Source organism: Streptomyces sp. NPDC047085 (assembly GCF_040643735.1).
Lineage (GTDB): Bacteria > Actinomycetota > Actinomycetes > Streptomycetales > Streptomycetaceae > Streptomyces.
Map to the genome: position 1 here is coordinate 188228 of NZ_JBEYUW010000009.1, position 12054 is coordinate 200281.

At 68.4% G+C, this 12054-nt stretch carries 14 protein-coding genes; 8 read left to right on the top strand and 6 right to left on the bottom strand.

Annotated elements, in window-relative coordinates; genetic code table 11:
* Window positions 1-70: 70 nt before the first annotated feature.
* Window positions 71-925: a hypothetical protein gene (locus tag ABZ865_RS27920; RefSeq protein ID WP_361235944.1), complete on the top strand. Its 855-nt coding sequence runs from the start codon at window positions 71-73 to the stop codon at window positions 923-925.
* Here the strand turns inward: ABZ865_RS27920 and ABZ865_RS27925 are convergent.
* The 3 genes from ABZ865_RS27925 to ABZ865_RS27935 all read right to left on the bottom strand — a co-directional run bounded on the left by ABZ865_RS27925 (window position 913) and on the right by ABZ865_RS27935 (window position 3153).
* Window positions 913-1770 carry an aldo/keto reductase gene (locus tag ABZ865_RS27925; protein ID WP_361235947.1) on the bottom strand — a complete coding sequence of 286 codons (858 nt, stop codon included), beginning with the start codon at window positions 1768-1770 and terminating at the stop codon, window positions 913-915. The genes ABZ865_RS27920 and ABZ865_RS27925 overlap by 13 nt on opposite strands.
* Window positions 1704-2900, bottom strand: a complete 1197-nt coding sequence (locus ABZ865_RS27930; RefSeq protein WP_361235950.1) for a cupin domain-containing protein — start codon at window positions 2898-2900, stop codon at window positions 1704-1706. Before ABZ865_RS27930 ends, ABZ865_RS27925 begins: the two co-directional genes overlap by 67 nt.
* Window positions 2901-2985: 85 nt before the next feature.
* Window positions 2986-3153 (bottom strand): hypothetical protein, encoded by a 168-nt coding sequence (locus tag ABZ865_RS27935; protein ID WP_361235953.1) that lies wholly within the window; start codon window positions 3151-3153, stop codon window positions 2986-2988.
* Between the two features lie 372 nt (window positions 3154-3525).
* Between ABZ865_RS27935 and ABZ865_RS27940 the strand changes: the two genes are divergently transcribed.
* The 4 genes from ABZ865_RS27940 to ABZ865_RS27955 all read left to right on the top strand — a co-directional run bounded on the left by ABZ865_RS27940 (window position 3526) and on the right by ABZ865_RS27955 (window position 7491).
* Complete coding sequence (locus tag ABZ865_RS27940) at window positions 3526-4869, top strand: transcriptional regulator (protein WP_361235956.1); 1344 nt, start codon at window positions 3526-3528, stop codon at window positions 4867-4869.
* A gap of 73 nt (window positions 4870-4942) precedes the next feature.
* Window positions 4943-6115, top strand: coding sequence for a serine hydrolase domain-containing protein (locus ABZ865_RS27945; RefSeq protein WP_361235959.1), 1173 nt, complete (start codon window positions 4943-4945; stop codon window positions 6113-6115).
* A 214-nt stretch (window positions 6116-6329) separates the two neighbouring features.
* Window positions 6330-6842, top strand: coding sequence for a DUF6879 family protein (locus tag ABZ865_RS27950; protein ID WP_361235961.1), 513 nt, complete (start codon window positions 6330-6332; stop codon window positions 6840-6842).
* Window positions 6843-6954: 112 nt separating this feature from the next.
* Complete coding sequence (locus tag ABZ865_RS27955) at window positions 6955-7491, top strand: DUF4240 domain-containing protein (protein WP_361235964.1); 537 nt, start codon at window positions 6955-6957, stop codon at window positions 7489-7491.
* 375 nt (window positions 7492-7866) lie between these two features.
* Here the strand turns inward: ABZ865_RS27955 and ABZ865_RS27960 are convergent, their stop codons facing one another.
* Both ABZ865_RS27960 and ABZ865_RS27965 read right to left on the bottom strand, forming a co-directional pair.
* Window positions 7867-8328 (bottom strand): hypothetical protein, encoded by a 462-nt coding sequence (locus ABZ865_RS27960; RefSeq protein WP_361235967.1) that lies wholly within the window; start codon window positions 8326-8328, stop codon window positions 7867-7869.
* A 114-nt stretch (window positions 8329-8442) separates the two neighbouring features.
* Window positions 8443-9249 (bottom strand): inositol monophosphatase, encoded by an 807-nt coding sequence (locus ABZ865_RS27965; protein ID WP_361235970.1) that lies wholly within the window; start codon window positions 9247-9249, stop codon window positions 8443-8445.
* A 122-nt stretch (window positions 9250-9371) separates the two neighbouring features.
* Here ABZ865_RS27965 and ABZ865_RS27970 point away from each other — a divergent pair, with 122 nt between their 5' ends.
* Together ABZ865_RS27970 and ABZ865_RS27975 are read left to right on the top strand one after the other, a co-directional pair.
* A complete protein-coding gene (locus ABZ865_RS27970; RefSeq protein ID WP_361235973.1) occupies window positions 9372-9914 on the top strand; it encodes an MOSC domain-containing protein in 543 nt (180 codons plus the stop codon).
* A gap of 127 nt (window positions 9915-10041) precedes the next feature.
* Window positions 10042-10344, top strand: a complete 303-nt coding sequence (locus tag ABZ865_RS27975; protein WP_361235976.1) for a hypothetical protein — start codon at window positions 10042-10044, stop codon at window positions 10342-10344.
* A 16-nt stretch (window positions 10345-10360) separates the two neighbouring features.
* Here the strand turns inward: ABZ865_RS27975 and ABZ865_RS27980 are convergent, their stop codons facing one another.
* Window positions 10361-11329: a helix-turn-helix domain-containing protein gene (locus ABZ865_RS27980; protein ID WP_361235979.1), complete on the bottom strand. Its 969-nt coding sequence runs from the start codon at window positions 11327-11329 to the stop codon at window positions 10361-10363.
* A gap of 219 nt (window positions 11330-11548) precedes the next feature.
* On the opposite strand from ABZ865_RS27980, the gene ABZ865_RS27985 reads away from it, so the two are divergent.
* Complete coding sequence (locus ABZ865_RS27985) at window positions 11549-12046, top strand: hypothetical protein (RefSeq protein WP_361235982.1); 498 nt, start codon at window positions 11549-11551, stop codon at window positions 12044-12046.
* Window positions 12047-12054 lie beyond the last annotated feature (8 nt).

Consider the following 12054-nt stretch of genomic DNA (forward strand, 5'->3'; position numbering starts at 1 on the left):
CATCCTGGATACGACACCCGTTCTCAGCGAGCAGAGCCTTTGGATGAGTCCCGCTGCTACGGTCACCCTCATGACGCTCTCGGCATCAGCTCGATCCGTCGACCTACGGGTCGACTCGGTTGATCAAGTGCTCGACCATGTGGAGCGGTCGCTTCGGACTGTCCTGGATCGCGACACGATGGTGCGTAAGCGCCGCACCGTCGGAGCGCGAACGGACCGCGACACCTGGGTGCGTGTCGAGAGACGGGCGATCGACAGCATCGGGGTCCAGGGGTGGAACGGCACGGAGTGCGCCGCTCGCCTTGAAGGCATTGCGCAGCCCGCATGGCTCGGGTGCATGGTCTGGCAGGACGCGGAGGAGCCCGTCATGTGGCGGGCCGACGAGACCGGGCTTCTGCCTGGAACGCCGGTCGGAACCGCCGTGCTCAGCGAAGCCCCGGTATTGCCGGCTGAATGGTGGCAAGGGCTGAACGCCTCGTTGGACGCCCTCGCAGCCCAGAACACGAAACGCGTCGCCACGCCCGACACCGTCACCATCACCCAGGCGCTCGTCACCAAGTCCATCCGCAGCGTCTTCTCTGACGGATTCGATACGACAGTCGAGCGGTGGGTGCCTGCCCACGCGGATCTGAACTGGGCCAATGTGACCGCGCCGACGTTCAGCCTCTTCGACTGGGAGGACTGGGGGATCGCACCCCTGGGGTTGGACTCCGCTTCGCTGTGGGCAAGTTCCCTTGCCGTCCCGGTTCTGGCCGATCGTGTACGGCACGAGCGTCGGTCCGACTTCGAGAGCCGGGACGGCAAGCTGATGACGCTGTTCGTCTGCTCGAAGATCCTCGGGCCGTACGCGCACCCGGAAGACCCTCGGCTGAAGCCGGCGCGGCGCATGGCGGAGCAGGTCGTCAAGGAGCTTCAGGCGGGCTGATCGCGCAGGCGGTCTCGAAGGAGAGTCCGGTACTCCTGGATGGTCCGCTCCTCGACTTCGCCGACCAAGGCGCCGACGAGTTCGCCCAGATGGGTGGGTTCATCGGTGCCCACGGCGATGGAGTCGACCTTCGGCAAGTGGTAGGCGGCCCTGAAGGCTGCCTGCACGCGGGAGAGCCTGCTGCGGTCTCGTAGGAAGACGCGTGGGTCGATCCTGGCCCACACCGGGGCGCCGGTGCTGCCTCCGAAGGGGCTCATCCCCCACACATCACCGTCGCCGAGGTCCCATGCCTGAATGAGGGCCTCCGCTGCATCCAGCGTTCTGCCTCCGACGAGCAGGCCGGCGCGGACCATGAGGACCGATGGCCTCGGTGCGGTCGCATCGATCAGGCTGAGCACCGGTGACGGGTCCCAGGACGCCACGCCCCATGCGGCGCACAGACCCTCCGTTGTCGCGTCATCGAGCGCGGTGCATGCCTGTGCCAGTACGTCCCGGTGGTGAGACGCGGCTTCGCGGAGCGAGTGTTCCGGGTTGTGCAGGAACACCAGGTCCGGCTCCCGTCCGAGGTCCTCGGCCGCCTGTTCCACAGCCGCGCGCAGTCGTACGGGGTCCAGGGAGTGTTCCACCCCATCCGGCCCCAGGAAGTAGCCGACCTTCGTGGAGATCGTGAACTTGGGCAGCAGGTCACCGGCCGTCCGCGCCAGGACCCGATGCGAGCTGAAGCCGAGGTAATTGGTGCTGGTGTCGAGCGCAATGACGCCGAGGTCCAGCGCTCCGGTCAGGAGACGGCGTTCGTGACGAGACCGGTGTAGCCCGAGGACAACTCGGGGGTCAGCACCGCGCACAGCTCCTCCTTCACCAGGATCTCGGCGACCTCCGTCACTTCCGCCCCGACGACGGCCGCAGCACGTTCCAACTCCACCGGCCTGCCGCTCAGCAGCAGACGTAGTGCGGGCAGGGCCTTTGTCGCGAGGGTGAGCTTCTTCCCCGAGGCCACGACATCGACGGTCTCCCCGCACTCCTGGATCCGGGGAGGGAAGTGGGTAGTGCACACCACGGCGTCGAGCGGCCCGAGTATGTCGAGGTACGGCACATGTCGAGGCAGCGTCGTCTCCTGCTCGTACGCGGTCAGGAAGTCCGTCGGAGAGCGTTCGCCGACGAGCTGGGCGGCCGCCGCAGTCAGGGCTTCACCGCCCCTTCCGTGCCGGCGGTCGAGGTCGTGGCGGAAGATCTCGCGCTCGCGGCACCAGTCGGCCAGCCAGGCGAGCCAGCTCGCTCCCGTGCGCTTGGTGATGCCGAAGGTGACGTGAAGGCTCTTGCCGGAGCCACTGCCCGTCCGTGTCGCCTGATGCCAGTGGCCTCGGGGGATGTGCATGACATCGCCGGTCCGCATGACGCCGGACCAGATGATCTCACTGCTCGGGGTGTTGTTGGGGTCCGAGTCCCGATACATCGGGGCCGTGCGGGAGGGCGCGCGCACCTCCCACTCCTTCTCACCCGCGACCTGGACGATCACCACATCGTGGTCGTCCCAGTGCAGGGGGAAGCCGGCGGCGTCGTTCGTCGTCAGGTACGCGTTGACCTGGACCCGTTCGTGGGACCACCACTGCAAGGCCCGGCACGCCACCTCCATCGTCGGGTCGAAGACGTTGACCTGGTCCAGGATGAGCGTCGCGCCCTCCCGCAAGACCCGGCCCAGGCTGCGCATGTTGACCATGGGGATACTCTGTCCCCTGGGACTGACGCTGTCGGTGTAGTAGATGGCCGGATGGACCTCCTCGCCCTTTTGAAAGCACCGGAACTGCGGGCGGCTCAGGCTCCTGCGCATCGCGATGTCGAGCAGGCGGTTCGGAGTCATGACGCGGGAAACGAGTGCGGGGTCACCCAGGCTCCCGCGTACGAAGCCCTCGCCCAGCTCCTCCACTCCGCTCCACCCGAGCGCTGTCTCGATGGCGCTGATCAACCGATGTTCCATCGCTGCGTCCTCCATGGGTTCGACCTCGTGTCACGGACACGGTGGGGCCGGCGCAGCCGACCGCTCCGACCCCACCGCTCGGTGCCTACTCGCTGTCGTGCAGGTTGCCGTCACCGCCCGGCCACGGCGCGTCGCCGGAACTTCCGGTGTTGTCGGACCGCAGGCTGTCGTACCGATCGTGGACGGCGGTCAGTTCTTCCACCGCCACCAGGAGGCCGCTCCGGGCCGGAGGCGGTGTCGTACGCTCTGCCACCTCGTGCTCCTTCCTCTTCGGTTGTCCCGCCGGAGCTACGGCGGGAGGTGGGTGGCCGCCCGCAGCCGTGGGAAAGGGTGGGCTGCAGTGGGACGGCGGTCATTGGGCTGCGCGATGAGCCGCAGTCCTGGACCGACGACCGGGCAAGTCAGCGGCTCGCGGCCCAATGATCGAGTGCATGCCGCTCGGCAGAGCGGGTCCGATCAGTGGCACTGCCCGACCGATGCCCCTTGGGCGGCTGAAGCCCAGTCAACGGCCCCAGAACGCATGCCGGAACGTTTCCAGGGGGTTTCTGTTGGGGACGCCCTTCCCGTGAACGGCACAGGGAGTAACCCACCATCTAGGCCATGAGCAGATGACGGGAGTGATGACGTGCCTGGTGAGCCGTTAGCGGTCCACCCGCTGAGCTTTGTCCGTCAGACCCACGGATGGGGGAAGGCTGAATTCGCGCGGCTCATGCAGGCGCACGGAAGGTCACTCGGAATACCACTGGCGACCAACCGGACGACCGTATGGAAGTGGGAACAGGGGCAGGAGCCGGACACGGATGCCCAGCGCGTACTCGCTGACTTGCTGCGCGTCCCGTACGAGCAGGTGCGTGTGGAAACGTGGCCCCGCTGGCTCCCTGTCTGGGAGGTGACGGGACTCGCCGCCCCGTGGACCGAGCTCGGCACCGTTGAGGCGTTGTCCGAACTGGTGGGGAGCGGCCGCATGGATCGCCGAGGCTTTCTCACCATCACCGGCGCCGCCCTTACAGGGCTCGCGGCGAGCTGGGTGGAAGCGCCCTCCGCCTTTGCCTCGGCGCTCAACGGGGATCGAGTCACGGACACTATGGTCACGACGATCGAGCAGCGCATCGGCACGCTTCGCACGCTCGACGACCACCTGGGAGGCGCCCGCCTCCTCGAGCAGGCACGCGGCGACCTCGCCCTGGTCACCGGTCTCCTCAGCGCCGGACGGTACACGGACAGGGTCCGGGTCCGCCTCTACGCACTGGCAGCCCGGGTTTCGCACCTGACTGGGTGGATGGCCTACGACGCGGGTCTGCGGTCCGCCGGTCAGCGGTACTACGTCGGAGCGCTGCGCAGCGCCCGCACTGCTGGAGACGATGCCTTCGGCGCCTTCGTCCTCGCGGAGATGGGGGTGCACGTCTCCGAGGCCGGACGGACCGCCGAGCGCGTCGACCTCATTTCGACCGCCGTCGACAACGCTCCCCGCTCGCTGTCGCCCTACACCCAGTCCTTCCTCTACCTGCACCAGGCCGAGGCACTGTCCCGCGACGGCGACCATCGCAAGGCCGGAACGGCACTCAACCGTGCCGTGTCCCTCTGGGACCGCCACACGGCGGAGGAGAACCCGGACTGGCTCGACTGGTTCGGCGAGGCTCAGTTGAAGTCGACCGAGGGCAAAGTCCTGTTGCGTTGCGGGCAGGTGGAGCGCGCGACGAGTTCCCTGGAGACCTCCGTGGAGAGCGCGGCTCCTCGGGACAAGGCCGTACGGTCCAGCCGCCTGGCCGAGGCCAGGCTCGCCGGCGGTGACCTGGAGGGGGCACTGGACGCCGCGAACTACGGTGCCCGCCTCCTGGAGGACAGTGTCAGCTCCGTCCGGGCCCTGGATCGTCTGAAGGAGTTCTCCGCGCGGCTCGAAGCACACAAGGACGTCTCGTTCGTCCGTCAATTCCGCGAGCGTCTTCAGGCGCTGTCCGTCGCAGCCTGACAGTCGCTGACTCGGCCTTCGAGGGCGAGCCCGACCCGTCGCAGCAGGCAGCTCGAATGCCAGGATTGGCACCATGACGACGATCGACGGTGAGGTCGCGGCAGGGTTCGAACCGGTGCGCGAGGCGTTCGCAGAGAACTTCGTCCGGAACGGGGACATCGGCGCGGCGGTATGCGTGTACCAGTACGGCCGACCGGTGGTGGACCTGTGGGGCGGGGTCGCCGACCCGGAGACCGGTCGTCCGTGGACGCGCGACACGCTGCAGCTGGTCTACTCGGCGACCAAAGGGGCGACTGCGACTGCGACGCACATGCTGGCGGAGCGCGGCCAGTTGGACCTGGATTCGCCGGTGGCGAAGTATTGGCCGGAGTTCGCCGCGAACGGCAAGGCGGACATCCCGGTGCGCCAGCTCCTGGCCCACCAGGCCGGCTTGGTCGCACTGGACCGACCTGTGCCGCTGGACCAAGCGTTGGCCTGGCGCCCGATGGTCGCCGCGCTGGCCGCGCAGCGCCCCCTCTGGACTCCGGGCACGGCTCACGGGTACCACGGCCGGACGTGGGGCTGGCTTGTCGGCGAGGTGATCCGCAGAGTCTCCGGCCGCACGCCGGGCCGCTTCTTCGCCGACGAGATCGCAGCCCCCCTGGGGCTGGACTTCTTCATCGGATTGCCGACGGGAGAACGCGACCGGGTCAGCCGCATGGTGTACCAGCGCCCGGACGTCGACCTCACCACCGTGCCCGCCGAGTCGATTCCCGAAGAACTCCGCGAAGTGGTCGCCGCTTGGCGAGACCCGAACTCGTTCAGCAACAGGGCGTACGCGGTCACCAACCCTCCCGAAATCAACTTCGACTCGCCCGAGGTGCAGGCCGCGGAGCTCCCGTCCTCCAACGGCATCGGCACGGCACGCGGACTGGCTCGCATGTATGCCGCGCTGATAGGCGAGGTGGACGGCGTGCGCCTGCTCACCCCGGAAACCCTGGAGTCGGCGACCAAAGAACAGGCCTGCGGGAGAGACCAGGTGATGCTCATCCCGAGCCGTTTCAGCTCCGGATACATGCTTCCCACCGAGGCCACCCCCATGGCGGGCTCGGATTCCTTCGGCCACACCGGCAGAGGCGGCTCGCTCGGCTTCGCCGACCCGGAGCACGGCATCGCCTTCGGTTACGTGATGAACCACGTCATCGGCGGTACCGGCGATGAGCGTGCGGCGATACTGGTCGAGGCGGTCCTACGGTCGCTGACGTAGCCGGCCAGGACACCTGAGGAAAGCGGGCCGACGTCGACCGCCCTCGGGAGGCGCTGTCATGCGTGAGCAACTCAAGGTGCTTCCACTGTCGGCCCAGGCCTCCGAGGCTCCGTTCAACACCTTCACCATGTACGACACGACTCTGGCATTACCGGTCACGCGTTCGTGGTGGAGATCCCCCGACTCGTGATCCAGTTCTTCGTGGAGGTACAGCGTGACCGCGGTTCCGACGTTTGAGGAACTGTTCCGCGACTGCCGTGAATCGGCTGTCCATCTGGAGATGCGGGACGCCTACATGAAGTCGGACCCGGCGTACGTCGACTGGGACGCCGACGTGGTGATCGAACCCGGCGAAAGGTGGGCGGACTGGCTCGCCCTGGTGTCCAAGGCGACGAGCCGAGGAGTGACGGTCCGCCGCGCCCGTATCGTGTCCGAGCCGGTGAGCAAGTACATCCGGTTCGAGTACGAGGTGACGAACGGCCTGAACATCGCCGCTGGCGAAGAAGTGCGCTGGCTGCCGCGCAGGAAGGCCACCGGCGTCGCCTTGCCAGGCAACGATTTCTGGCTGTTCGACTCGTCCCTGCTGCTGGTGAACCACTTCGATGGCGAGGGCGAGTGGCTGGAGACCGCTCTCAGCTCCGACCCCCAGGAGATCAAACTTTGCGCGAGCGCCTTTGAGGTGGTGTGGGAACTGGGAATCCCCCACGCCGACTACCAACTCTCCTGATCGGGAAGAGTCCGCCTATCCGGCCCCGAGCCTGGAGGGGGGAGAAGGCGGCACCGTGATCTCCAACCGTCGAGAACTGCTCTGTCAGTGCCAGGTGACATGCTCTGCCGCCATGAACAAGCAGCAGTTCTGGGAGCTCATCGCGGCGGCCCGTGAGCAGGTGATCGACCCGCAGGAAAGCGAAGCAGTCGCTCGCGAGGCGACCTCGCTGTTGTCCAGCCGGCCGGTCGAGGAGATCGTCGCCGCTGAGCAGGTGCTGTGGGACCTGATGGTTGAGTCCTACACCAGCCCTCTCTGGGCCGCTGCCTACATCGCCAACGGCGGATGCTCCGACGACGGCTTCGACTACTTCCGCGGCTGGCTGATCGCTCAGGGGCGTGAGGTCTTCGAGCGTGCAGTTGCTGATCCTGATGCCCTCGCGGAACTGCCCGTCGTTCAAGCCTCCGCGGTCGACGGCGTCGACCTGGAGGGGGAGGACATGCTGGGCATCGCCTGGAACGCGCACATCACAGCGACCGGTGATCAGCTTCCCCCAGGCTCACCCACCATCCGCTACCCGCAGTTGGACCCTGCCTGGGCCTTCGACTGCTCCGACTCGAACGAAATGGCTCGCCGCCTGCCGCGTATGGCTGCTCTCTACCTGGAGTAACTCGCGGCCGGATCCGCTCGAAGCCTGAAGAGCGATGCTGGACTGACCGTTGGCTGTGACGTGCCCATGGCCGCCCGGCTTTTCTGAGGGTGGCGGTTCCGGGGCGAGCGTCAAGAGCGCCCTTCGGGCGTCGGCTTCGCCGACTCGCTTCGCTCACTCTTGACCCTCGCCCCTCCACCGCGGAGTTATGTGCAGCCGGGCGGCCCAGGGGTGGGGGCGGCGGAGATGCTGGGCAATGAGTTGCGGTTCGTGGCCGGGTGGCCTGTCAGTGGCTTTCTGCGGCCACCTCCAATGTCTGCCGGTGACGGACGTCACGGCGGGCCTGGGCATCGGCCCGCACAGCCCGGAGTGGGCCGATTCGCGCTTGGTCGCCCGTCAGGACGCTGTCGGTGTGCCGGTTGAGGCCGGCGTTTTCCCGGGCTGGGTGGGCTGCCCGGTGAAGACGGCGAGGTGCCAGATTCCGTTGTCCCGGGTCACCGTGAAGGTGTCGGTCATGGGTTTGCCCACCTTGTCGGTGGCGGAGAGATGGGCGCTTCCGGTGTTGGGGCCCATGTCGTGGTTGATCTCGAGGTTGCTGATCTTCCATCCTCGTCCGCCTTTGTCGGCGAGGATCTTCGCTGCTTCCCGTCGCGACCAGGGCTCGTCCTTGACGCCGGCGATCCGGACGAGGCCGGTCGTACTGCGTGCGTTGAGAGCGGAGATGTAGTCGGTGACGGCCTGGCGTGCGCCGTCGGTCGGTGAGGCAGTGGGTGTGGCTCCGACTTTGTCCGACGAGCAGCCGGACAGTGCCAGTAACGCGAGCGTGGCGAAGGCGAGTCCGCGCTGCGCAGGACGCATGAGACCTCCTGATCATGAGCTGACTGATCGTCGTCAGCCTGCGTGAGGGGAGATCAAATCCGGGCGGGACGGCGTTCCGTTCTGGCTCCTTTCCGCTTGGGAATGTCCGATTCCTCACTGCGTGAGGATCCTGTGCCAGAGGTCAGCCAGTTCCGCCGCAACCCCTGGTGCCGAGAGCAGCAAGGGTTCGTCGTATGCCGGGACCGATGGGAGTGCCACCGCGCCTGCCTCCGTCGCGATCAGGTAGGCCGGGAGGCCATCTACGGCGTGGAATTCGCCGATGGCGGCGGCGGTGGCTCGGCCGGCGGCTACTTGGGCTAGGGAGAGGGCGGTGGAGCCCATGACACGGGCTGTGCAGTGGCGGGCGGAGAGGGTGGTGAGGAGGGGGTCGAGGCCGGGCCAGTGGGAGTGGGCTGCCCATTCGGTCAGGAAGAGGTGGCCGGTGAGGGTGGTATGGGTGGCGGCGTGGATGGGGTGGCCGTTCAGGTGGGCGCCCTTGCCTTTGATCGCGGTGAAGGTTTCGGCGCGCCATGGGTCGGTCACCAGGCCGAGCAAGGGGGTGCCGTCGGGGGCGGCCAGGCCGAGGGAGAAGGAGCACCAGCCGATGCCGTGGGCGTAGTTCGTGGTGCCGTCGACCGGGTCCACGACCCAGTAGGGGGCGTTCGGGGTTGCCGGCTCGTCGGTGCCGTATTCCTCGCCCTCGATTCCATGGGACGGGAAGACTGCCCTCAGGACCGAGCGGACGTGTGACTCGATTGTCTCGTCCGTCTGCGTGACGAGGTCCGCTGGGCTCGCCTTCTCCCGTACGCCGTCGTCGCCACGTGGACCGCGGATCGCCTCCGATGCCCAGGTGGCCAGGTCGGTTGCGACGGCCAGGGCTTGGGAGAGGTCGAGGTCGGGAACCAGGTCGTGGTCGCTCACAGGGATTCACCGCCGGTCTGTTCGGGGACGGGACGGGCCTGGGGAAGGATGGCATGGGGGTGTCATCGACGAATTAGGCTTCGGGTGTCTTGAAGTGGTCAGTGGAAAGCGGGGGTTGGGTCATGGGTGCCACGGTCGCGGCTGTCAGTAGCAACGGGGAGTACTCCTTCACCAAGCCGAACCGGGAGAGCATCCGGCTGCTCGCCGGGCTCGGGGTCGAGGGGGATGTGCATGCCGGGGTGACCGTGAAGCATCGGTCTCGGGTGGCGCAGGATCCCACGCAGCCCAATCTGCGGCAGGTGCATCTCCTTCATGAGGAGCTGTTCGAGGCGGTCGCCGGGAACGGGTTCCGGGTGGCGGCCGGGGAGCTCGGGGAGAACATCACCACCCGGGGGATCGATCTGCTGGGGCTGCCCACGGGGGCGTTGTTGCGGATCGGGGACGAGGCTGTCGTGGAAGTGACAGGGCTGCGGAATCCGTGTGCTCAGATCGACAACTTCCAGCGGGGACTGCTGAAGGAAGTCGTGGGACGAGGGGAAGACGGGCGCGTCGTCTACAAGGGCGGGGTCATGGGTGTCGTGACCGTGGGGGGTGTTGTGCGGCCGGGGGACGGGATCGTCGTGGAGCTTCCCGAGGGGCCTCTGTGGCCGCTCGAGCGGGTCTGAGCGATCTCTGCCGAAAGAGTCTGTTGGTTGGGGGCTGCCGGAAGCTTGACGACCCTCGCGCGTTAGCCTCGGCCGAGATAGGACGAAACGTCGGACACGGGCAGACACAGGCATACAGGAGGCACTCATGGCCAGGGTTCCCAGCGCGGTCGTCGCCGCCACCGGGCTCGTCGGCGGGTACGGGGTCGCCCGCTGGACCAAGAAGCGGCAGCTCGGCGGGGCCGTCCTGGCCGTCGCGGGTGCCGCCGCCGCGCAGCAGTGGCGCAAGCAGGCGGGCGGGAAGGCCGCCGGTGCGCTGACCGCCGCGTACGTCGCCGCGTTCGCCGGGTCCCACCCGCTGGCCAAGAAGGTCGGTGCCTGGCCGTCCGTGTTCGGGGTCGCCGGCGCCGTCGCCCTCGCCTCCTGGGCCATCGCCGACCGGCGGGGATGAGAGCGGAAGGCCCAGGTCAGGCGATTGGTGTCGCCGTGTCTCCCGTCGGTCTGAAGGAGCGACGGTAGGTCTGCGGGCTCGTCCCCACCACCCTGCGGAAGCGTTCACGGAAGGCCGTCGGCGAGCCGAAGCCCGCTTGGGCGGCGATCCGCTCCACCGGGTACGACGTCGTCTCCAGCAGATACTGCGCCCGCCGCACCCGCGCCCGGTGCAGCCACTGCAACGGCGTCGTACCGGTCTGCTCGCGGAAGCGGCGGTTGAGGGTGCGGGCGCTCATGCCCGCCTGCGCCGCGATCTCGTCCAGCGTGAGATCGCGGTCGCAGTGGTCCTCCAGCCAGCGCAGCAAGGGCTCCAGCGTCGCGCCGGCCGGGGTCGGGGGCGGGTCCTGGACGATGAACTGGGCCTGCCCGCCCTCCCGCTCCAGCGGCATCACGGACATCCGGGCCGTATACGCGGCGACCGCCGAACCGTGGTCCTTGCGGATCATGTGCAGGCACATGTCCATCGCCGCGGCGGCGCCCGCCGAGGTGAGGAGCTGGCCGTTGTCGACGTAGAGGACGTTCGGGTCGACGGTCACCTTCGGGTACCGCTCCGCGAGGTCGCCGGCCGCCATCCAGTGCGTCGTCGCACGCCACCCGTCCAGCAGGCCGGTCGCCGCGAGGACGAACGCGCCCACGCAGATCGACGCGATCCGCGTGCCGTTTGCCGCCGACGCGCACAACGCCTCGGCCACGCCCGGCGGCAGCGGTGCGGTCGGGTCGGCCACGCCCGGCAGGACGACCGTGTCCGCGTCCGCCATCGCCTCCAGGCCGTACGGCGCACGCACCGCGAAGGCGCCCGCATTCACCTCCCCGGCAGGCGAGCAGACCCGTACCCGGTACGCGGGGCGGCCGTCCGGCAGCCGGGCCCGGCCGAAGGTGTCGACGGGGACGGAGAGGTCGAACGGGATGACCTGGTCCAGCGCCAGGACGGCCACGGTGTGCATGGCAAGAACCTAGCGGTACGACGGATTGCCGCCACCCCTGGCACCTACGCCATCCGTGGCACCTCGGCCATCGCTGGCACACCTGATGGCCGCCGCCCCATGACGGATGCCCCGGCCCCTGCCGACCTGCCGAGTCCCCGGCAGGGTTTGGCGAGAATCCGTCGACCCCTGGCAATCCCGCCACTTCTCCAAGATCCGCCGCCCGCCTACCGTCGGCCCGTGACCAAGTTCCTCCTCGCCGTCCACGTCCTCGCCGCGATCGTCGCGATCGGGCCCGTCACCGTCGCCGCCAGCATGTTCCCGCCGGCCGCCCGCCGGGTCCTGGCCGACCCGGACGACGCCCGCGCCGCCGGGACGCTCCAGTTGCTGCACCGGATCTGCCGGGTCTACGCCGTCGCCGGGGTCGTCGTCCCGGTGTTCGGGTTCGCCACCGCGAGCGAGATGGGGGTGCTCGGCAGTGCCTGGCTGATCGTGTCGATCGCGCTGACGGCCCTCGCCGCCGTCGTCCTGGCCGCGCTGGTGCTGCCGGCCCAGACCGCGCTCGTGGAGGGTCTCGGGGACGGCCTCGGGGAAGGTCCCGTGGGAGGTCCCATGGAAGGCATGGGCACGCGTGCGAAGACCGTGCGGCTGGCCATGTTCACCGGGGTGTTCAACCTGCTGTGGGCCGCGGTGACGGTCCTGATGGTCGTACGACCGGGGTCGACGACCGGAGCCTGAGCGGACAG